We start from the raw sequence: 22,094 nt of genomic DNA, 5'->3' as shown, positions 1-22,094 counted from the left end.
ATTGAGAAAGGCAGGAACATCCTGCCTTTCTACGGCTAAACGATGTTTAGCTTGCCACCGCAACCTGCGCCGCGCCACGTTTGAGCATCGCGTAGCTTAAACCGGTCACCAGCGAGCCCGCCACAATCGCGCCCAGGTACAGCAGGGCGGGGGTAATGGCGTTGGGAATCAGCAGCACGAAGATACCGCCATGAGGCGCCATCAGTTTGGCACCCACCAGCATGGAAAGCGCACCGGTGATGGCTCCACCCGCGATGCAGCAGGGAATGACCCGCAGCGGATCCTTGGCGGCAAACGGAATGGCGCCTTCACTGATAAAGCATAGGCCTAATACAAATGATGCCTTGCCCGCTTCACGCTCCGGTACGGAGTATTTGTAGCGCGCCACAAAGCTTGCGATACCCATTCCAATAGCCGGTACCATGCCCGCTGCCATAATCGCGGCCATCGGGCCGTAGGTTTCTGATGCCAGCAGGCCCACGCCAAAGGTATAGGCCGCTTTGTTGATCGGGCCGCCCAAGTCAAAGCACATCATGGCGCCCAGCAGAATACCCAGCAGCACGGCGTTGGTTGAATCCAGCGATGCAAGGAAGCTGGTTAAAGCGTTCAATAACGCCGCGACCGGCTCGCCGACTACGTAAATCATCACCAGGCCGGTCACCAGGCTCGCGACTAGTGGGATAATCAAAATAGGCTTGAGCGACTCAACGCTTGAAGGCAGTTTCACATAACGAGTGATCGCCAGGGCGACGTAACCGGCCAAAAAGCCTGCCAGAATACCGCCGATAAACCCCGAACCAATATTGGCGGCCAGCATGCCGCCAATCATGCCCGGTGCAATACCGGGGCGGTCGGCAATCGAGTAGGCAATATAGCCCGCCAGCACCGGGATCATCAGCGCGAACGCGGTACCGCCACCAATCTGCATAAGCGCCGCGGCCAGCGTGCCTTCCTGCTCGAAGGCTTCGATACCGAACATGAACGACAGTGCAATCAGCAGGCCACCCGCGACGACCATGGGCAGCATGAACGACACGCCGGTAAGCAGGTGCTTATACACGCCTTTCTCTTTCAGGCTTTTGCCTTCAGTTGAGGAAGCATTAGATACGCCTGCACTTTCCAGCGTGGCCTGGGCCAGGGCGTTTTCAATCGTTGCCTGGGATTTTTTCAGCGCCGTGCCGGTAGACGTACGGTAAACGCGCTTGCCCGCAAAGCGGGTAGGATCCACTTCAATATCGCAGGCCAGAATCACCACGTCAGCGGCGGCAATTTCGTCATCGGTGAGTTTATCCTGAGCACCCACCGAGCCTTGAGTTTCTACACGGATAGCATGTCCCATGGCTTTGCCCGCTTCAGCCAGCGCTTCAGCCGCCATAAAGGTGTGGGCAACGCCAGTCGGGCAGGCAGTGACGGCCACGATGCGCTTTTCACCTGGTGTGGTAATGGCTTCGCTAACCGGAGCAACTTCTGGCGGCGTGTAAAGCGGCGCCTCGCGCTTGGCGGTGGCTAGAAAGGTTTCCGGGTTGGGCAGTGCCTGGGCTATAGGCGCCTGGTATAAACGCTTACCTGCAAAGCGTTCGGGGGCCGGTACGTGATCCGCCGCGACCACGATTAAATCAGCGTGGGCAATTTGGTCGGCGTTAGCCGTGTCTACCGGGGCCAGCTCACCATGCATTTCTACATGGACTTTCCAACCTTGGCGCTGGGCGGCCTGTTCCAGGCGCCGAGCTGCCAAAAAGGTTGTGGCCATGCCGCTGGGGCAGGCGGTAATTAAGATGATATTCATGAAGTTCCCTCGGCGCTGTAGGCGTGCAGGCGCTGGACCTGAGTACGTTGTAGAAGTAAGGCAAAGTCGTCGGCATGGGCATTACCCACGCCTACATGGCGAACCGATTCGGCAGAAAGTGCTGTGGCAAACCGTAAGGTTTCTTCACTACTGTGCTGGCTAAGCAGGCCATGCAGCATGCCAGCCACAAAGGTGTCGCCTGCGCTCACGGTATTGGCCGCCTGAACGTGGGGCGGCGTTGATTGCCAGGCACCGCTCGCATTCACCCAGATAACCCCTTCAGCCCCGGCAGAAAGCAGCGCCTGGCCGACGCCTGCTTGATGAAGGTGCTTTGTAGCGTTTATCCGCTTGGCGTGATTATCCAATGCTTCACCGGCCCATTCGGCAAGCTCAACCTCGTTGGGTTTAACGGCCTCGGGGCCTACCTCAATAGCACGCAGCAGAGCCTCACCGCTGGTATCGACCCATAGCGGCACGCCGGTGGCTTTCAGGTGAGTGAGAAACTCACTAAACGCCGCGAGGCTTAATCCCGGCGGCAGGCTGCCGGCTACCAGAATGGCGTCAACCGGGGCTTCGTTTAACTGCTGTTCAATGGTGCTCAGCAGGGCGGTAATTTGAACCGCGTCTACGCCAATGCCTGGGCCGTTGATGTCGGTTACTCGACCACTTTTTTCGGCCAGCTTGGCGTTAATGCGGGTTTCGCCCGGCACGCGGACAAACGCATCCGTCACGCCCATGTGCTTAAACGCCAGTTGGAAAGGGCCATCGTTATCGCGGCCTAAAAAGCCGCTGACCACTACGTCATGGCCCAGTGAAGCCAGCACGCGCGCGACGTTAACGCCTTTGCCCGCGGCTTCGAGCTGCGCATGCCTGGGGCGGTTAACCGCGCCCAGGGCTAGCTCTTCAAGATCAAATGCCAAATCCAGCGCCGGATTAAGCGTGATGGTCATTACCCGCGCCATTAGCGTGCCTCCAGCGCATCGCGCACGGCAATGCTGGTGGCCTGGCTAAGCGCTAGCTGGGCGCAGGCCTGGGCATCGGCCAGGTCAAACTCGCGCAGGCGGGCTTTCACCAGCGGAATTTGTCGGGCGCTAACCGAAAGCTCATCCACCCCAAGCCCGACCAGAACCGGGATAGCCGCGGTATCAGAGGCCAGTTCACCACACACGCCGACCCATTTGCCTTGAGCGTGGGCGGCTTCAACGGTCATCTGGATCAAGCGCAGCACCGCCGGGTGCAGCCCATCGGCCTGAGCGGAAAGCTCCGGGTGGCCGCGATCGATCGCCAGGGTGTACTGGGTGAGATCGTTGGTACCAACTGAGAAGAAGTCCACCTCGGCGGCAAGCGTGGGTGCGAGCAGGGCGCTGGAAGGAATCTCGATCATCACGCCCAGCTGCACGTCGCTTGCCCGTTCGCCTGCGGGAATTTCGGCAAGCAGGCGATCAAATATTGCCTTAGCGGCGCGGAATTCAGCGATGTCCTTGACCATCGGCAGCATGATGCGCAAGCGTCGCGGTGCATCTTCAGAACCCGCTACCGGCGCTGCCGCCATCAGCAGGGCACGCAGCTGGGTTTCGAGTACGTCGGGCTCGGTCAACGCCAGGCGAATACCGCGCAGACCCAGGAACGGGTTGTCCTCCTGGGGCACTGGCCAGTAGGGTAGCGGCTTGTCGCCGCCGACATCCAGGGTACGTGCCACCAACGGGCGGCCGTTTAATGCATCGATAGCCTGGCGGTACTCGGCGGTTTGCGTGGCAAGGTCCGGCGCGCTTGAGTGGGCCATAAACAGGAACTCGGTACGCAGCAGGCCAACGCCTTCTGCACCGCGCTCCACAGCGTCTTCCGCGTGGGCGGTGTTGCCCAGGTTAGCGGCAACCTCAATAAGGTGGCCGTCGCGGGTCTGGGCAGTTTCAAAACGCCGCTCCCAGGCGTCGGCTTCACGCGCCTGTAAATCAAGCAGGTGCTGCTCGGCGCGGCTTAAACGCTGCTCAGAAGGTGAGGGGATAACCCGGCCTCGTTCGCCATCCAGAATCATCATGCTGGCGTTGGTTAGTGCCATCACCGCTTTGCCTGCGCCAACCACTGCCGGTATGCCCAGCGCACGGGCCAGAATAGCGCTGTGGGCTGTGGCGCCACCGCGCTCGGTTAAAAGACCCCGCACGCGCGAGGTATCCAGGCGGGCAACATCTGAGGGGCCGATATCGTCCATTACCAAAATGTAGGGATGGTCAGGCGGCTCGGGCAGTTGAACGTCGCACAGAATACTCAGCACCCGCCGACCCACATCGCGAAGGTCAGTGGCCCGCTCGGCAAGCAGGCGGTCCGCGAGCATTTCCTGGGCGTGGGCGGCGGTTTCAATGGCATCCCACCAGGCGGCTTCTGCCGAGCGGCCTTCGCGAATAGCGTCTTCGGCGGCGCGGTGAAGCTCGGGGTCGTCCAGCATCTCTTCGTGCATGGATAAAATATCGGCGACTTCGCCCCCAGCGGCGTTACGCACCAGGGCTTCCAGCTGGGCAATGCCTTCCTGAATAGCATTATGCAGCCGGGTCAACTCGCGGTCAGGGTGGTCGGCCTGCTCGGCGTAATCAAAGTGCTGAGGACGAATAACAAATACCGGTGCAATCGCAAGCCCGGGTGACGCGGCAATCGCCGTATGCGGCGTATCGGCTGCCAAGGGCTCGACGATGGCTTCCTGACGGGTGGGCCGGGGCGCCAGGCGCTCACGGCCGCTGTCAAAGGGCGTTACTTTTTCACCCAGGCCGCCTTCGATGGCTTCCGCCACGTTGGTCAGCGCCTGCTGGGCGTCGGCGCCTTCGGCTGACAGTACCAGCCACTGACCGCGGCGTGCGCCCAGGCCAATCACTTTGGTCAGGCTTGCCGCCGAAACGCTCGCAGGGCTGCCTTCCTCCAGGCGGACGTTAATCGCCACCGTCTGTGCACGAGCCGTTTGCACCAACTGTTTGGCTGGGCGGGCATGCAGCCCGTGAGGATTTAAAACACGCACCCGCTGGGTATGCGTATTGGCCGTTTCACCCGCTAGCAGGGCCAGCACTTGGGATGCATCGGCCTTCAGCAGCGCCCTGCTATCAGCGTTTTCAAGTACGGCCTGGAGTTGCTCCAGCAAGGGGCGGTGGGCGTTGCCCTGCGCGGCCAGACAAAACAGCCCGTGCACAGCATGGCTGTTTTCTTCCAGGTTCGTTTCAACCGGGGTTGCCACGCCTAGCGCAGGGTTTTGCACGCCGCTGGCGCTGCTGGCAAGCCAGAAACCTTCACCCAGCCAAATCGGTGGTTTCGCGGCGATATCGGCAATAAAACAGTTATCCACACAGCCGCTTTGGCGCAAACGGGCGGCGGCTGCCAGGGCCAGTTCCTGGACGCTTTGTGCCGGAAACTGTAGGCACAGGGTGTCGCTATCCAGCTTGGGCGCAGGCACTGATTTAGACAGCAGGCGGGCGACGTCCTCGGCGGAGCTGGCAGCGGCAAGCTCTTCAGCAACGCCGTCACGGTCCAGCACATGGGTCAGGGCGCGCAAGATATCCAGATGTTCGTCATTTTGTGCCGCAATGGTTACCAGCACATACACCCGATGCCCATCGTGCCATTTTATACCTTCAGGAAACTGCAGCACCCGAACGCCGGTACGCTTAACGTGCTGACGGCTTTCCGGCGTGCCGTGGGGAATGGCAATCGCATTACCCAAGTAAGTAGACGACTGCGCTTCACGGGCATGCAGGCCGTCACGGTAGGCTGAGCCAACCAGTCCCGCGTCGGTCAGCACCCGGGCGGCCTCATCCAGTGCCGCTTGCCAGCTATCGGCATGGCGATTCAGCAAGATGTCATTAGGGCCGAGTGTAAGCATGCATTTCTCCTGTAAAGACGAGTCCGGTAGCGACTCGACCGCGACGCAAGCGTGCGTTGGCGCATCGAGTTTTCGGATTGAACGATGCCTGTGGTTTATGATGGTATGCTGAAACGATTCAGCAAAAGGTACAAGGGGTGTGTTTTTAGACTTTGGTGGGGGTGTAGTCAAGGCGCTGTTACACTTCGCAGGCTTATAAGGAGAAAAAACATGACATTAGCCGATATCGCCCGGCTTGCCGGCGTTTCGCGCACCACGGCCAGCTATGTCATCAACGGGCAGGCGGAACAGCGTCGTATCAGTGCGGCCACGATTGAAAAGGTGATGGCCGTTGTCCGTCAGCACCAATACCAGATCGACCCCCAGGCAGCGGCGCTGCGCCGTGGGGCGAGTCGCTTGTTGGGGTTGATTGTTCCTGATCTGGAAAATATCAGCTACGCCCGCCTGGCCAAACGGCTAGAGCGTGGCGCGCGCGAGCAGGGTTATCGGCTGCTGATTGTAAGCTCTGATGACTGCGCACAAAGCGAGCGCGCCCTGGCGCTGGCCCTGCGTGCCCAGCGCTGCGAGGTGCTGATTACCGCCAGCTGTCTGGCCGATGACGACCCTTTTTACGTGGATTTAGCCAACGACGGCTGGGCTGTGGTAGGCGTGGATCGGGGGCTTGATCGCCAGCATTTTGTCAGTGTGGTCAGCGATGATTATGACGCCGCCGAAAAGTTAACCCGCTCGGTGCTTAACGAAAATACTCGGCGGGTAGCCTGGCTGGATGCCATGCCGGGGCTTTCGATTAGCCGTGAACGCCGGGCCGGTTTTAAGGCCGCCTTAAAAGAGCAAGGCATTGAGGCCGTGTGTTTGAGCGCAGAGCATTACGAGCGCAGTGAGGCAATGGTGCTTGCGCAGCAGGTGCTTAATCAACCCGAGGGTGTGGATGCGCTGGTAACGGCTTCGTATACCTTGATGGAAGGCGTCTTCGATGCGTTTTTAGAGCGCGGTGGGCTTTCCAAACATATCCGGCTGGCCACCTTTGGCGATCATCGCCTGCTGGATTTTTTGCCCGAGCCGGTCAATTCGGTGCTTCAGGATTATGACCGCATTGCGGCGTTAACGCTGAATAGCGCTTTAGAGGCTGCCCAAGGCGGTCGTAACGTTGGGCAGCAGGTCGTCAAACGGCATCTTTTCAAGCGGGCTTAAAGCCCGCTGAAGCAAGAAACGTTAAGCGCGGGCACTGGCCCAAGCGTTGGCGTCGGGTATCGACATATCGTAGCTTTCGCTTAAATAGGGCGAAGAGAGCATAAAATCGGCGCTCGCGGCGTTGCAGGCCACCGGTACGTTCCATAGTGCTGCAAGGCGCAACAGCGCTTTGACATCGGGGTCGTGAGGCTGCGGGGCGAACGGGTCCCAGAAGAACACCAGCACGTCGAGCCTCTGCTCGGCGATGCGCGCCCCAATCTGCTGGTCGCCGCCGAGTGGCCCGCTCATCAATCCTTCAACCGTTAGGCCTAATTGATCGGTTAAGCGTGCAGCCGTAGTGCCCGTACCCATCAGCTGATGCTGACGCAGCGTATCCTGCCAGCGTGCGGCCCACTCCAAAAGCTCCCCTTTTTTACCGTCATGGGCAATCAATGCAATGCGCTTTTGAGCGGGTAGGGTACGCTGCGCCTGGCGAGGCGGTCGGGCATCGTTCATTGATTACTCTCCTAAGGTTTCCGGCTCGATGGCGATAATCTTCATGGTATTGGTGCCGCCATGGGCATTCATATGGTCGCCGCGAGTAAGAATGATATGTCCACCGGGGCGTGCCAATCCATAAGCTTTAAGCAATTTTAGCGCTTCTTGGTTTACCTCGGTGGGTTCCATCTGCGTGGTATCGAAGGGAAGCGAAACCACGCCGCGATAAAGTGCCATGCGTCGCTGGGCAACGGGGCTATGGGCCAGGCCGACGATGGGCAGCCCCGAACGAATGCGTGAGGCGATAAGCGGCGTGTAACCGGTGGAGGTCATGCAGGCAATCGCGCTGACGCCGGTTAAATGGTTGGCGGCGTACATGGCCGAAAGGGCGATGGTTTCATCCATGCGCTCAAAGCCTTCATGCATGCGGTGACCGGACGACTGCGCCAACCGTTCGCGCTCGGCGCCCAGGCAAACCCGGTCCATGGCTTCAACGGTTTCTACCGGAAACTCGCCGGCGGCGGTTTCGGCGGAAAGCATGACCGCGTCGGTGGCATCCAGCACGGCGTTAGCCACATCGAACACCTCGGCGCGGGTCGGCAGCGGCGATTCAATCATCGATTCCATCATCTGGGTCGCGGTAATCACCGCGCGGTTAAGCGTACGGGCATGCTTGATGATGCGCTTTTGGGTACCAATCAGCGCTTCATCGCCTATCTCTACGCCCAAGTCGCCGCGGGCCACCATGACGGCTTCTGAGGCGATGATGATGCCATCCAGCGTTTCGTCATCCGCAACCGCTTCGGCGCGCTCCAGCTTGGCGACCAGGCCGATTTCTTTGCCTGCTTCGCCCAGCAGTGCGCGGGCTTCCTGCATGTCAGCTGCCGAGCGCGGAAAGGAAACCGCCAGATAATCTACGCCGATTTCCACGGCGGTTTTTAGATCGGCTCGATCCTTGTCGGTCAAGGCCGGAGCAGAAAGGCCGCCACCCTGTTTGTTGATGCCTTTGTTATTGGAGAGCTTGCCGCCTACATGCACATTGGTGTGTATTTCCTGGCCAACAATGGAGGCCACATCCAGCACCACGCGGCCATCATCCAGCAGCAAACGGTCGCCGGGGGAAACATCATCAATCAGCGCCGGGTAATCGCAGCCCACGCGCTCACGGTTACCGGCATGGGTGTCGAGCGCCATATCTAAAATAAACGGCTGCCCCGCTTCCAGGTGAATAGGGCCTTCGGCAAAGCGGGCGATACGGATTTTAGGGCCCTGTAAATCGCCTAGCGCGGCAACGCATTTGCCTAAGCGCTGCGCAATATCGCGAACGTCCTGCAGGCGGCGTCGGTGATCGTCAGGCGAGCCGTGAGAAAAGTTAAGGCGAACCACGTCGACCCCCGCCTTGATCATCGCTTCGAGCACGCCAGGGCGGTCGCTGGCTGGGCCTAAGGTGGCAACAATCTTGGTACGACGCAGCGGCAGAGGTGCATTCGATAAATTCATGGCGGGTTCTCCTTAAATATTGCTAATAAATCGTAAAAACCAGCGTTGCCAGGGATCAGAATATTGATGCAATTGTCATCATGAAGGTATAGACGGCCCTGGTGATAATATAGTAATTTTACTACATATAAATTGTTAAGTAGCTACAAAACAACCGGTTTCAGCCATTTTTAAGCTTTTTAGGCGCCATAAAAGTGTCTTTTTGGTAATTTTTTTACCGAATTGAAGCCGTTTACCACCGAGCGTGAGGTGTCAGTATGACTATCAGAGTTGCTATCAACGGGTTTGGCCGGATCGGTCGTAACGTACTTCGAGCGCTTTATGAAAACCGCTACCGTGAGCAGATTCAGGTGGTGGCGATTAATGATCTGGGCGACCCGTCGCTAAATTCACATCTACTGCGCCACGACACTGTGCATGGGCATTTCCCTTTCACTGTAGAGCACGATGCGGAAAGTATCAGTGTCGATGGTGATCGCATTGCTATCTCGTCAGAACGCGACCCTGCCAAGCTTCCCTGGGCCTCCCTGAATATTGATTTGGTCATGGAGTGCACGGGGCTATTTACCAAGCGTGACGCGGCTGCCAAACACCTGGAAGCGGGCGCCAAGCGGGTGTTGATCTCAGCGCCCAGCCCCGATGCTGACGCGACGATTGTTTACGGTGTGAATGACAGTATTTTGACTGCTGAACACAAGGTGGTGTCTAACGCGTCCTGCACCACCAATTGCCTGGCGCCAGTGGCCAAGGCGTTAAACGATACGGTGGGTATTGAGAACGGTCTAATGACCACGGTTCATGCCTACACCAATGATCAGAATCTGTCAGACGTCTATCACTCTGACCCGTACCGCGCACGTAGCGCGACGCACTCCATGATCCCGACTAAAACCGGGGCCGCCGCCGCGGTTGGATTGGTACTGCCCGAGCTTGAAGGCAAGCTGGATGGGTTGGCGGTACGTGTGCCGGTAATCAACGTGTCGCTGGTGGACCTGACCTTTACCGCAGGCCGTGACACCAGCAAGGAAGAGATCAACCAGATTGTCGAAAAAGCCGCCGCTAATTCGAGCGTGCTGGCAGTGAATGCTCAGCCGCTGGTGTCTATCGATTTCAACCATGACGCGCATTCATCGACATTTGATGCTAACCACACGCGTGTGAACGGACGTTTGGTTAAGGTGATGGCGTGGTACGACAACGAGTGGGGTTTCTCCAACCGCATGCTGGATACGGCGATCGCCATGCAGGCAACCGCTGTGTAAGCGTTTAGCGTTCGATTAGCTGTATTCTCAGCGCTGTTAGAAGGGCCGTTTTACCAAACGGCCCTTTTGTTTTTTTAGCGTATTTAAAAAAGTATTTAAAAAAGTATTAAAAAAATTTAAAAAGACTGCATCCAAAACGTCTCCTCGCGTGTATTCCCTATACAGCCGCTATTTACGGTGGTTGATAATAATCCTTTAGGAGACTGAATATGACCATTAATCATCTAACGCGTACTGCTCTGGCCGCCGCTGTGATCGCATCCTTCAGTCATGCCGCTCTGGCCGAAACGCCAGCGGATGTCCAGGTACCGGACGGCAACACCGTAGCGCTTGAAACCGTAGGTGTTGGCGCAATTACCTATATGTGTGAAACCAATGATTCTGGCGAGATGGCGTGGGTTTTCAAAGGCCCGCATGCCGCGCTAAACGATAACGATGGCAGCCAGGTAGGCAGCTACTACGGCCCCCCGGCTACTTGGGAAGCGCTGGACGGTTCTAAAATTACCGCTACTCAGTTAGCCACCGCACCCAACGGTGACGGCAACATTCCTCTTCAACTGGTAGAAGCCAATCCTGCTGAAGGTGAAGGCGCAATGTCAGGCGTTAGCTACATTCAACGCTTGAATACCGAAGGCGGTGTAGCGCCAGACGTTGCCTGTGATAGCGATCATGACGGTGCTACTGCGGTAGTTACCTATCAGGCTGACTATATTTTCTGGACAGCTGAATAAGCAGTAAAAAGTTAATTTAAGTTACGCTAGGGGCTCGTGCGTCGTGCCCCTAGCGGCTATGCTAACTGGATGTGCGGCAAGCGATATTGGCGCGCCACCAGGGAGCTAGGGTGTGACAGACGTAACCAACGAATTTGACTATGTTGCCGTGCTTGCACGCTGCGCGCGCGGTGATCATGACGCCCTTCACCAACTCTATTCAAAAGAGGGCGCTGCACTGTTAGGTGTTGTACTTCGAATCGTTAAAGACCGGGGTATGGCGGAAGATATTGTGCATGATGCCTGCCTGAACATCTGGCAGCGTGCCGATAGCTTCGATCCTGCAAAGGGATCAGCGCGAACCTGGATTTTTAGTATCGCGCGTCATCTGGCGCTCAATGCGATTCGCTACCGGGACCGTGAAGTCAATGTCGACCACAACGACCCTTCCGAATTTGATCATGATGAAACATTCCAGCATGCCTCACGCGTTGAGGAAGCCTATGATTGGCAAACCGGTCAGCGTATTGACGAGTGCTTGGAGCAACTTGAAACAGAACGGCGTAACTGCGTGCTTCACGCCTATGTGGACGGTTTGAGCCATGCGGAAATTGCCGCTCATACGGGCGCACCGCTAGGCACCGTTAAAGCCTGGATTAAGCGTAGTTTGCTGCGCCTACGGGAGTGTATGGCATGACCCGTCTTAGTCAGTCCGAATATGAACACGATGATGACCATACCTTGGCGGGTGAATACGTACTCGGCACATTGCCGCTTAATAAGCGCCAGGAAGTGGAAGCGCGTTTGATACACGATGAGGCGTTGCAGAAAGCCGTTGCCGCCTGGGAAGACCGTTTTCAACCTTACACGGCGCTTACCCAGCCGGTGGCACCCTCGGACTACCTGTGGCCGCGCATCAAGCGCAGCCTGAACAACTCGTCAGTTCAAACGCCTGTGCCGGACGTTGCGCCCGCAAGGTTACCGCGTCGGCGTTTCATCAACAGTCTGCCGGTTTGGCGTGGCGCTGCAGGGCTTGGAATTGCTGCCGCTTTGGTTATGGGAATTATGCTCGCTAATAACTCCCCGTTGCCCGCCACGCCTGAATATATGGTGGTGCTTTTAGCACCGCAAACGCAGTCGGCCGGCTGGGTGGTGCAGGCCTCAACGCGCCAGAGTATTCAGCTGATACCTTTGGGCACCTTTGAAGTACCGGAAGGCAAGGCGCTTGAGTTCTGGACAAAAGCGGACGACTGGCAGGCGCCGGTATCGCTTGGGCTGGTGGAGCCAGGCAGGCCCATCAACGTAAATCTTGATGAGCTGCCGCCCCTTCAGGACAATCAGCTTTTCGAGCTGACGCTTGAAGAGGAAACCGGCTCAGCAACCGGCTTGCCCACCGGCCCCATTGAGTTTATCGGCAGGGCGGTGGAGATCTAAGCAGCTAGAGGTCTTGATTTAAATAATCTGTTTAAAAGAACCTGTTTACAAAAACCTGGTTAAAAGAACGTCAAGCCCACCTGGAACAAGCGCTCGACATCACGGATGCGGCGCTTGTCGATCACAAAAAGAATCACGTGGTCACCGCTTTCCACCAGGACATCGCCGTGGGCGATAATGACTTCCTTGCCGCGCACAATCGCGCCGATAGTGGTGCCGTCCGGCAGATTGATCTCGCGGATGGTACGCCCCACCACCTTGGAGGACTGTTTGTCGCCGTGGGCGATGGCCTCAATGGCTTCCGCCGCCCCGCGGCGCAGCGAGTGCACGTTGACGATGTCGCCGCGGCGCACGTGGGTTAAGAGGCTACCGATAGTCGCCTGCTGGGGAGAAATCGCGATATCGATATCGCCGCCCTGCACCAGGTCCACATAGGCAGCGTTATTGATCAGCGTCAGGACCTTCTTGGCCCCCAGGCGTTTGGCGAGCAGCGACGACATGATATTGACCTCGTCGTCGTTGGTCAGCGCGCAGAAGATATCGCAGTCTTCAATGTTCTCTTCTTCAAGCAGCCGCTTGCTGGTGGCACTGCCGTGCAGCACCACGGTGCGGTTCAGCCGCTCGGACAGCGTGGTGCAGCGCTCAAGGCTGTGTTCAATGATCTTGACCTGGTGGCTATGCTCCAGGTGTTCGGCCAAGCGCTCGCCGATATTCCCGCCCCCGGCAATCACTACCCGTCGAAAACCGCGCTCGATACGCCTGAGTTCACTCATCACCGCGCGAATATCGCGCCGGGCGGCGAGGAAGAACACCTCGTCATCGGCCTCGATCACGGTGTCGCCGCGCGGGATAATCGGCCGGTTGCGCCGGTAAATCGCCGCCACGCGGGTATCCACATTGGGCATATGGTGGCGCAAAAACGCGAGATCCTGACCCACCAACGGGCCGCCAAACACCGCTTTCACCGCGACCAGTTGCACCAAGCCTCCGGCAAAATCCAGCACCTGCAGGGCGCCCGGATGTTCGATCAGGCGGCGTACGTGATCCGTCACCACCTGCTCGGGGCTGATCAGCACATCGATCGGAATGGCTTCGTGGGCGAATAGCCCCTTGCGGGTCAAATAGGGGGTGGCGCGCACCCGGGCAATTTTGGTGGGCGTACGAAACAGGGTATGCGCAACCTGACAGGCGATCATGTTGACTTCGTCGGAGTTGGTGACCGCAATCAACATATCGGCATCTTCACAGCCGGCCTGGCGCAGAACGTTAGGATAAGAAGCCGCGCCGGTTACGGTGCGAATATCGAGCTTGGTATGCAGCTCACGCAGTTTATTGGCGTTGGTATCGACCACGGTGATGTCGTTTTCCTCGCGGGCGAGGTGCTCCGCCAGGGTGCCGCCGACCTGGCCAGCGCCGAGAATGATGATTTTCATGGAGTTGTATCCTCACGGTCAGGCTCGATGTAGAGCCGATAACCAATGCCGGGTTCGGTTTGAATAAGCGTAGGGAATTGCGAGTCACCGCTTAGCTTTTGGCGTAGTTTACTGACCACAATCCGCAGGTAATGAGTGTCTTCCCGGTGGGTGGGCCCCCAAATATCGCGTAATAGCTGGGTTTGGGTGACAATTCGCCCGGCATTGGCCATCAGCTGAGCAAGCACGGCAAACTCTTTAGGCGTCAGGTGAATGTCACGGCCGTTAAGCGTGGTTTGATAAGCCGCCATATCAAGGATTAGGCCAGCGTGCTGATAGCGCTGGGGATGACTTTGTGGCGCCTGGCGGCGTAACAGCGCGCGAATGCGTGCCAGAAGTTCTTGAATGCCAAAGGGCTTGGTAACGTAGTCATTGGCGCCGTTATCCAGTGCGTGGACTTTCTCTGCCTCGTGGCCGCGTACCGACACGACAATAACTGGAATAGCGCTGCGCTTTCGAAGAGTAGCCAACACCTGTTGACCGTCCATGTCGGGCAGTCCCAAATCCAGCAGAACAAGCGTAAAAGCCGTCGGCTGGGCGTTGAGTAAAGCCAGCCCCTGTTGGCCGGTGCTGGCCTCGGTTACCTCAAAACCTTGCGAACTCAGGCTGATGCGCAGGAAGTGACGAATTTGTGGCTCATCGTCAATGACCAGAACTTTTCCATGATCACTCATCCACAGCTTCCTCGTCAGTGGCAGCCTTGTGTGGCACCGTAAGGGGAAGCGACATGACAATGCGGGTGCCAAGGCCATTAGATCCTTCATCAACATAAACGCTTCCACCATGAGCGCCCAGCATGCCCCGGCATATGGCTAACCCCAGGCCGCTACCGTGTAGGCTGCGATCACCGCTGTTGCCGATAAAGAACATTTCAAACACCTGTTGACGCATTTCAAACGGAATACCTGGACCCTGGTCGGTTACGGAAAACTGCAGCGTCTGAGCATCTGCGTTGTGCTGGGCCGCAATCACGATAAGGCCATTAGGTGGTGAAAAACGCGCCGCGTTTTCCAATACATTGATGAGTGCTTGTTCGATCAGCGCAGGATGGGCATATAGCAGCGGAATTTCCGGGCTCCACGCTTGCTCGACCCGGCAGTGATCAAGCGCTGTGCCCAGACGTTTGCACGCCGAGGCCACAATATCGTCAAACGCAATCCAGTCACGCTCGATTTTTAATTCCCCATGGCCCAGGCGCGTCATATCCAGCAAATTCTGGATATAGCGGTTAAGCCGTTCGCTTTCACTGAGCACGCCATCTAAAAGCTCGATCCTGTCCTGCGGGGTCAGTTGGGCATCCAAGGTGCGCAGTGAGCTTGCGGCACCAATGATTGACGCAAGCGGCGTACGCAGATCATGCGAAACGGACGCCAGCAGTGATGAGCGCAGCCGTTCTTGCTCTTCAGCCAGGCGGGAGGCATTGAGTGCCAGCATACGTTGGCGGCTATCGCCTGCCACCTTGCCCACCACAATGGCAATCAGCAGGAAAAAAAGCAGGGTTAAAAGCTGTTCACGGTCGGCAACGGCCAGGGAAAAGTGGGGCGCCGTAAAACAGAAGTTAAAGGTTAAAAAGCCCACTACTGCACTTAATAGGGCGGCATAGCTGCTGGCCAGAATGGCGCAGGCAAGTACGGCGGTTAAAAAAAGCAGTGAAAGGTCAGCTAATGCAAGCCAGGTATACAGTCCCCAGGCGACCAGCAAGGCAGCCAGATTGCTTATCACTACGCTAAGTAGCTCATGCCTATTGGGCAGTCGAGGCGTTACGGGCAGTATCATTGTTCACCTCTATTCATAAGCTATTAGTCACAATCTATTAGTCATAAATTATCGACGCCAGAACATGGGCGTCAGCAGCACGATGACGGTCAGAATTTCCAGGCGTCCCATCAACATGCCGATGCATAAAAACCACTTGGCGGCGCTAGGCAAAGGTTCAAAGTTGCCCGCCGGGCCAATTAAATCGCCAAGCCCTGGCCCTACGTTGGTAACTGCGGTGACCGCACCTGAAAGCGCAGTGACTAAATCCAGCCCCAGTGCCGCAAGGCTTAATGCCAGTAGCGCAATGGTGATAAAGAAGAAAAACGAAAAGGCCACCACGCCTCGCGAAATATCGCTGGTGACCGGCTGCTGGTTATAACGCGTGGTAAATACTCCGTTGGAATGAATCAGGTAATGAAGCTGGTTACGCAACATCAGCATGGCAATTTGCAGACGAAAAATCTTCATGCCGCCGCTTGTCGAGCCGCTGCAACCGCCTACAAAGGTCAGGTAGAAAAACGCCACGATCGGCAATGCTCCCCAGAGGGTGTAGTCATCTGAAGCGTAGCCGGTAGTGGTCACCACCGAGATCACGTTAAACGTAACGTGGGTAAAGGCTTCGAATACCGGTGTGCCCTGAGTGATGCGCCATACGCTTAGGGCCATGATCGCGATTGACAGAAGTTTTAATAGTCCGCGTACCTGCTGGTCTTGCCATAGCGCAGTTTTAAAACCCCGTAAAAACCGGATATAAAGCACGAAGGGCAGAGCGCCGCTTAGCATAAACAGGCTACCCATCCAGAGTAACCAGGGCTGGTCAGCGTAGGCACCAAATGAGGCGTCGGAGTTGGCAAAGCCGCCGGTCGCAAGCGATGTCATTCCATGCACCACGGCATCAATGGGCGTCATGCCGCCTAGCCAGTAGCTCAACATGGCCAGCAGTGTCAGGCTGATATAAACCCCGAGCGTAGCCTTCGCAATGCCGCCGGTACGCGGCATGACCTTATCCGACCAATCGGAGGATTCAGTATGGAACAGGCGCATGCCGCCCACTTTCAAAAACGGCAGAATCGCGATGCCCATCACGATAATGCCGATGCCGCCCATCCACTGCATTAGTCCGCGCCATAGCTTTAAGCCGTCTGACAGCGTGTCGATACCTACCATCACCGTCGAGCCGGTCGTGGTGATCGCTGATACGGACTCGAATACAGCATTGGTAAAGCTTAACTGCGGTGCGCCAAGCACTAGCGGCAGGCTGGCAAAGCCGCTGATACTGGTCCAACTGGCGACCGTCAAAATGAACATTTGCCAGGGCTTGAGTTCAAGCGGCGCGCGAAAGGTTATTAACCAGGTGCAGGCAACGGTGGTCAGCACGGCCAGTATGGCGATACCAAATGCCCGCGCGTCCTGCTCATGCTCCATCACCAGCACTCCCCAAGGCACCAGCATAAACAGGGCAAGCACCAGCCAAAGCACTGAAAGAATTTTAAATATCGGTGCCCAATGCCGATATAACTCCCAATTACGGTAGAACGTGGGGGCTAAGAGGTACATGCGTTACCTGCTGTGTTAAATGCCTTGTCGGGAGTATCACACCACAGCGAGGTATAAAAAGTACGTAAAAATAAGGCCGGCTAACGTGTGTTCGTAAAACGTCGGCAGAGCCTGAGTAAAAGTGCTATTAGTTGGCTACTCTGGCAAAGGGTGGTTTGTGCGCGGTTCAAAACGTAAAGTGAGTGTGAGAGCGGTTTATAAAACGTCACGCTTAATTAAGGTCTTTTTGTAGTAAAATTACATTTAATATTGCTTTTGTTGCCGCTTATTAGGTAGTTTTTAGGTAATCTAACCACCAAAGTGGTTCAGCAATCATAGGAGCAGAGATGAGCAAGTCATATGCCTCCCCAGGTGCCCCGTTAGGTGACCGTGATCATGCCATTGATTTGGCGCTTTTTGGGGCGCTGGGCGACCTTGCCATGCGCAAGCTGTTTCCTGCTTTATACCACCTTGATCGTGAAGGATTGATGCCGGAAGCCACGCGCATCATGGGGCTGGCCCGCCAGGAGCACGATCTGGCGGAGTTTCGTGAGCTTGTTAGTGGCGCACTGCGTAAGCGGCTTAAAAGCAGTGAGCTGGATGAAGAGAGCTTTGAGCGTTTCTTGAATCGCCTGGATTACCGGCAGCTCGACTTCACGACGCTGGAGGGCTTTGAGGCCATTCGCCAGTGGCGTGAAGGCGCAAAACATCCCATGGTGGTTTACCTTTCGGTTGCCGCGCGCATCTATGGTGATATTTGCCGCAATCTTCAAGAAAGCGGCAGCGTGGATGACGATACACGCGTAGTGGTTGAAAAACCGATTGGCTACGACCTTGGGTCATCAGAAGAGATTAACGATGCCATTGGCGCTGTCTTCCCCGAGTCCCGGGTGTATCGTATCGATCATTACCTGGGCAAGGAAACGGTTCAGAACCTGATAGCGCTGCGGTTCGCCAACCCCTTATTTGGTACCCAATGGAACCAGAACCATATCTCTCACGTTGAAATTACCGTGGCGGAAAAGGTCGGTATCGAGGGCCGCTGGGGCTATTTTGATGATGCGGGCCAGCTGCGCGACATGGTGCAAAATCACCTGCTGCAACTGCTCTGCCTGATTGCCATGGACCCGCCCTCCAACCTGGATGCGGATGCCATTCGTGATGAAAAAGTAAAAGTGCTAAAAGCGCTGAAGCCGTTTGCCGGTGAGGCGCTGGGGCGCGATGTGGTACGCGGCCAATATATTGCAGGCACAAGCGATGGCCAGACGGTCCCCGGCTATCTGGATGAAGAGGGCGCCAATACGCAAAGCCAGACAGAAACCTTTGTCGCCATGAAAACGGAGGTCTCCAACTGGCGCTGGGCGGGCGTGCCTTTCTATCTGCGTACCGGCAAGCGCATGCCTGAAAAGCTTTCCCAAATCGTGATTCACTTTCGCCAGCAGCCGCACTATATCTTTGACCCGGACCAGCGCGATATTGCTTCCAACAAGCTGATCATCCGTCTGCAGCCGGAGGAGGGCATCGCCCTGCAGGTGCTGACCAAAGACAGCGGCCTGGATAAAGGAATGCGCCTGCGCCCCGGCCCGCTGCATCTCGATTTTAATAGCGCTTTTCCTAAATCGCGTATTCCAGATGCTTACGAGCGCCTGCTGCTTGAAGTAATGAAAGGCCAGCAGTATCTGTTCGTGCGCCGCGACGAGGTAGAACATGCCTGGCGCTGGTGTGATCAGCTGATCGCAGGCTGGCAGACCCGTGAAACCCCTCCGCGGCGTTACCCGGCGGGCTCCTGGGGGCCTGTGGCGTCCATTGCGATGATTACCCAGGATGGCCGCAGCTGGTACGAGGATTATTAATATGAGCCAATCACGTCAAAAGCTTGCCGAACAGCTCGCTGAAGCGGTCTTCCAGGCATTAAGCGAAGACCTCGAGCGCCAGGAGCGTGTGCTTTTAATTGTCTCCGGTGGCTCGACCCCGATTGCCTTTTTTAAAGCGTTGGCTGTCAAGCCGCTGCCCTGGTCACGCATCGACGTTACCTTGGCCGATGAGCGCTGGGTGGACGAGCAGAGCAGTGACAGCAATGCCAAGCTGGTGCGCGAGAACTTGCTGCAGGGCGAGGCGGCGGCTGCGAATTTTGTGCCTCTGACATCAAATGCCTCCACGCCTGAAGAGGGCGTGGCGGAAGTCGCCGAACGAACAGCATCCCTTGCCTGGCCTGCCAGCGTGGTCATCTTGGGGATGGGAGGCGATGGGCATACGGCGTCGCTGTTTCCGGATAGTCAGGAGCTGGGGCTTGCGCTGTCAACCAATGAACCGCTGGTGGCCGTGCGCACTCCCAGCCAGCCTCAGCCGCGGATTACTTTTTCTGCTGGCCACCTGCATCAGGCCCATCGGCATATCCTGCATATCACCGGTGACGATAAGCGCACCGTATTGGCAAATGCCCTAAACAGCGACGACGTAAGGCAACTGCCGATACGCGCATTTTTATCCTGCCCACTGGCTATTTACTGGGCACCTTAACAGTCAATTAATAACAAATTGTTTGGAGACTCACTATGTCAATTGATAAACAGCTACCTTCAACCCGCACCGCCGAACTCGACAGCATTTGCCACAAGGCAGAAGTCATTCCAGTGATTACCATCGAGCGTCTTGAAGACGCCGTGCCGCTGGGCCGAGCCTTAGTCGAAGGTGGCTTAAGCGTACTGGAAATTACCCTGCGTACCGACTGTGCTCTTGAAGCGATCAAGCGTATGAAGAAAGAGCTGACCGGTGCCAGCATTGGTGTAGGCACCGTGTTGACTCCTGCGCAATACCGCCAGGCTGAAGAAGTAGGTGCAGATTTTGTGGTATCGCCCGGCACGACCGAAGCGCTTTATCGCTATGGCATCGAAAGCCCGGTGCCCATGCTGCCCGGCGTTTCAACCGTGTCCGAACTAATGACCGGCTGGCAGTACGGCTACCGGCGTTTTAAATTCTTCCCGGCGGAGTCCAGCGGCGGTGTCAAAGCATTGAAAGCCTTCGGCGCGCCTATTCCGGGTGCAAGGTTTTGCCCAACGGGCGGTATTACGGTTGATAACGCTGCCTCTTACCTGGCGCTGCCCAACGTTATGTGTGTGGGCGGCTCGTGGTTGACACCCAGCAAGCTGGTTGAAGCAGAGGACTGGGACGCTATTCGCAAGCTGGCGCAAGAGGCTGCCGAGCGTTTCCACCACTAATCCTTTTTAATTCGAATGCTAATACCCGCCGGGCAGGTTTATCCTGCCCGGTTTTTTTACGTGTAAATCAATGAGGTTAGCTACGACCAAAGGCGGATAACACGTAAATCCTCAGGTCAACTAAACTCCGGATATATATAATATGTCAGACATTTTTTTGCGTGCTTGGCATACGAGCGTGAACCACTTACCAACATGGAGTAAGTTAGTATGCATATGCTGACCTTGGCGTCTTTCCTGTTTTTTACAGGGTTAGTCGCTTTTGTTACGTGGCGTATTACGCACCGTGATGACCATTCCAGTACCAGCGGCTACTTTCTGGCTGGTCGTTCGCTTACCTTCCCGCTGATTGCGGGTTCGCTCTTGATGACCAACCTTTCCACCGAGCAGATGGTGGGGCTTAACGGAGCAGCGTTTGCCGATGGTCTAAGCGTTATGGCCTGGGAAGTGGTCGCGGTGATTGCGCTAGTTGCCCTGGCGCTGTTTTTCCTGCCGCGTTTTTTGAAAAGCGGTATTGCCACATTGCCTCAGCTGCTTGAGATTCGATTTGATAAAGACACCCAGCTGATTACCAATATTATTTTCCTGATTGCCTACGCGGTTATTCTGCTGCCAATCATTCTCTACTCGGGCGCTATTGGCCTGCAGGGGATGCTTGATCTGCAGGGGCTAACCGGTATCGAGTCTTCTACCACGCTGCTTTGGTTAACGGTCTGGATCGTCGGTATTATCGGCGCGGTGTACGCGCTGTTTGGTGGCCTGAGAACGGTTGCGGTTTCCGATACCTTGAACGGCATCGGGCTGTTAATCGGCGGCTTTGTAATCGTCTACTTCGGCTTACAAGCGGTAAGTGGCGGTACGGGTATTATGGAAGGCTGGAGCATCCTCAAAGAGAGCGACCCGGAAAAGCTGAACTCAATTGGTGGCTCGGAACAGCAGGTGCCATTTTTCACTCTGTTCACCGGGGTATTTCTGATCAACCTGTTCTACTGGAGCACTAACCAGCAGATCATTCAGCGCACCTTTGCCGCCAAAAACCTGGCGGAAGGCCAAAAGGGCGTGCTGTTGACAGGGCTCTTCAAGCTGTTGGGGCCGCTTTATCTGGTGCTGCCGGGCATCATTGCCTATCACCTTTACGCCGACCAGGGCGTGCGCGCCGATGAAGCCTATGGCCATCTGGTGTTTAACGTGTTGCCGCCTTACTTAACCGGCTTCTTCGCGGCCGTCATGGTTGGGGCCATTCTGTCTTCGTTTAACTCAGCGCTTAACAGCACCACGACGATTTTCAGTCTGGGTATCTATAAGGGCGTGTTAAATAAAGATGCCACCGAGCAGCAGGTCGTTAAATCGGGCAAGGTCTTTGGCTGGATCATGGCGGTGATTACCATGATTATTGCACCGCTTCTGGCCGGGCAGGATAGCCTGTTTGGTTATTTGCAGAAGATGAATGCGATCTACTTTATTCCGATTCTCGCGGTCGTTCTGGTAGGTCTGCTGACCAAGCGGGTACCTCCCATGGCGGCTAAAATTGCTCTGGTGGGTGGCTGTTTGCTGATCGCGGCAGGCTACTTCGTACCACCCTTTACCCTCCTGCCAGAGATTATGCACGAGTTCCATTTTGTGGCACTGGTGTTTGCGCTGTTAGTAGCGGTAATGCTGATTATTGGCAAGTTGCGCCCGCGCGAAACTGACTGGGTACAAGAGCACACCGGCGATGTTGACCTGACCCCTTGGAAAGGCGCGGTACCCGCAGGCATTGTGCTGGTGGTGCTGGTGATCGTGATGTATATAAGCTTTGCGGGTTAATTGCCCAACGGGCTATTAAAAGCTCAAGCATCGCTGTTAACCCCCAAAAAGGAAGGCCCCGCCAGCATTCGCTAGCGGGGCCTTC

General features: G+C 56.5%; 18 protein-coding genes. 9 read left to right on the top strand and 9 right to left on the bottom strand.

Features of this window, described 5'->3' with window-relative positions; all coding sequences use genetic code 11:
- Nucleotides 1-46 precede the first annotated feature (46 nt).
- From D467_RS0110315 to ptsP, 3 genes are read right to left on the bottom strand one after another with little or no spacing between them, the layout of a single operon-like run.
- The gene (locus D467_RS0110315; protein WP_018917443.1) at nt 47-1,786 is read right to left on the bottom strand and encodes a PTS fructose-like transporter subunit IIB; all 1,740 of its coding nucleotides are present in this window, start codon (nt 1,784-1,786) and stop codon (nt 47-49) included.
- Nucleotides 1,783-2,748 (bottom strand): 1-phosphofructokinase, encoded by a 966-nt coding sequence (gene pfkB, locus D467_RS0110310; RefSeq protein WP_018917442.1) that lies wholly within the window; start codon nt 2,746-2,748, stop codon nt 1,783-1,785. Before pfkB ends, D467_RS0110315 begins: the two co-directional genes overlap by 4 nt.
- Entirely contained in the window at nt 2,748-5,645 is a 2,898-nt protein-coding gene (gene ptsP / locus D467_RS0110305; RefSeq protein WP_018917441.1) for a phosphoenolpyruvate--protein phosphotransferase, read from the bottom strand. The genes pfkB and ptsP overlap by 1 nt, the downstream gene beginning before the upstream one ends.
- A gap of 84 nt (nt 5,646-5,729) precedes the next feature.
- Here ptsP and cra point away from each other — a divergent pair, with 84 nt between their 5' ends.
- Nucleotides 5,730-6,836 carry a catabolite repressor/activator gene (cra, locus tag D467_RS0110300; protein ID WP_340139690.1) on the top strand — a complete coding sequence of 369 codons (1,107 nt, stop codon included), beginning with the start codon at nt 5,730-5,732 and terminating at the stop codon, nt 6,834-6,836.
- Nucleotides 6,837-6,857: 21 nt separating this feature from the next.
- Here cra and D467_RS0110295 read toward each other — a convergent pair whose 3' ends face one another.
- Nucleotides 6,858-7,331, bottom strand: coding sequence for a methylglyoxal synthase (locus D467_RS0110295; protein ID WP_018917439.1), 474 nt, complete (start codon nt 7,329-7,331; stop codon nt 6,858-6,860).
- A gap of 3 nt (nt 7,332-7,334) precedes the next feature.
- Complete coding sequence (gene pyk / locus D467_RS0110290; protein WP_018917438.1) at nt 7,335-8,813, bottom strand: pyruvate kinase; 1,479 nt, start codon at nt 8,811-8,813, stop codon at nt 7,335-7,337.
- A gap of 257 nt (nt 8,814-9,070) precedes the next feature.
- On the opposite strand from pyk, the gene gap reads away from it, so the two are divergent.
- The 4 genes from gap (at nt 9,071) to D467_RS0110270 (ending at nt 12,219) form a co-directional block, all read left to right on the top strand.
- A complete protein-coding gene (gene gap / locus D467_RS0110285) occupies nt 9,071-10,075 on the top strand; it encodes a type I glyceraldehyde-3-phosphate dehydrogenase (RefSeq protein ID WP_018917437.1) in 1,005 nt (334 codons plus the stop codon).
- Nucleotides 10,076-10,284: 209 nt separating this feature from the next.
- Complete coding sequence (locus D467_RS0110280; protein WP_018917436.1) at nt 10,285-10,806, top strand: DUF3455 domain-containing protein; 522 nt, start codon at nt 10,285-10,287, stop codon at nt 10,804-10,806.
- Nucleotides 10,807-10,918: 112 nt separating this feature from the next.
- Complete coding sequence (locus D467_RS0110275; protein ID WP_018917435.1) at nt 10,919-11,482, top strand: sigma-70 family RNA polymerase sigma factor; 564 nt, start codon at nt 10,919-10,921, stop codon at nt 11,480-11,482.
- Nucleotides 11,479-12,219, top strand: a complete 741-nt coding sequence (locus tag D467_RS0110270) for an anti-sigma factor (protein ID WP_018917434.1) — start codon at nt 11,479-11,481, stop codon at nt 12,217-12,219. The genes D467_RS0110275 and D467_RS0110270 overlap by 4 nt, the downstream gene beginning before the upstream one ends.
- A gap of 59 nt (nt 12,220-12,278) precedes the next feature.
- Here the strand turns inward: D467_RS0110270 and trkA are convergent, their stop codons facing one another.
- From trkA to D467_RS0110250, 4 genes are read right to left on the bottom strand one after another with little or no spacing between them, the layout of a single operon-like run.
- Nucleotides 12,279-13,652, bottom strand: coding sequence for a Trk system potassium transporter TrkA (gene trkA, locus D467_RS0110265; protein WP_018917433.1), 1,374 nt, complete (start codon nt 13,650-13,652; stop codon nt 12,279-12,281).
- Nucleotides 13,649-14,365, bottom strand: coding sequence for a response regulator transcription factor (locus D467_RS0110260; protein WP_018917432.1), 717 nt, complete (start codon nt 14,363-14,365; stop codon nt 13,649-13,651). The genes trkA and D467_RS0110260 overlap by 4 nt, the downstream gene beginning before the upstream one ends.
- Nucleotides 14,358-15,467, bottom strand: coding sequence for a sensor histidine kinase (locus D467_RS0110255; RefSeq protein ID WP_018917431.1), 1,110 nt, complete (start codon nt 15,465-15,467; stop codon nt 14,358-14,360). Before D467_RS0110255 ends, D467_RS0110260 begins: the two co-directional genes overlap by 8 nt.
- Before the next feature lie 48 nt (nt 15,468-15,515).
- Nucleotides 15,516-17,006 (bottom strand): TrkH family potassium uptake protein, encoded by a 1,491-nt coding sequence (locus D467_RS0110250; RefSeq protein WP_018917430.1) that lies wholly within the window; start codon nt 17,004-17,006, stop codon nt 15,516-15,518.
- Between the two features lie 326 nt (nt 17,007-17,332).
- Here D467_RS0110250 and zwf point away from each other — a divergent pair, with 326 nt between their 5' ends.
- The 4 genes from zwf to D467_RS0110230 all read left to right on the top strand — a co-directional run bounded on the left by zwf (nt 17,333) and on the right by D467_RS0110230 (nt 22,009).
- Nucleotides 17,333-18,838: a glucose-6-phosphate dehydrogenase gene (gene zwf, locus D467_RS0110245; protein WP_018917429.1), complete on the top strand. Its 1,506-nt coding sequence runs from the start codon at nt 17,333-17,335 to the stop codon at nt 18,836-18,838.
- 1 nt (nt 18,839) lies between these two features.
- Nucleotides 18,840-19,505 (top strand): 6-phosphogluconolactonase, encoded by a 666-nt coding sequence (gene pgl, locus D467_RS0110240; RefSeq protein WP_018917428.1) that lies wholly within the window; start codon nt 18,840-18,842, stop codon nt 19,503-19,505.
- Between the two features lie 35 nt (nt 19,506-19,540).
- Nucleotides 19,541-20,203, top strand: a complete 663-nt coding sequence (locus D467_RS0110235; protein ID WP_018917427.1) for a bifunctional 4-hydroxy-2-oxoglutarate aldolase/2-dehydro-3-deoxy-phosphogluconate aldolase — start codon at nt 19,541-19,543, stop codon at nt 20,201-20,203.
- Between the two features lie 210 nt (nt 20,204-20,413).
- Nucleotides 20,414-22,009, top strand: a complete 1,596-nt coding sequence (locus tag D467_RS0110230; protein ID WP_018917426.1) for a solute:sodium symporter family transporter — start codon at nt 20,414-20,416, stop codon at nt 22,007-22,009.
- Nucleotides 22,010-22,094: the final 85 nt, after the last annotated feature.

The organism is Vreelandella zhanjiangensis DSM 21076 (genome assembly GCF_000377665.1).
Lineage (GTDB): Bacteria > Pseudomonadota > Gammaproteobacteria > Pseudomonadales > Halomonadaceae > Vreelandella > Vreelandella zhanjiangensis.
This window is presented reverse-complemented; position numbering and strand designations above follow the sequence as displayed.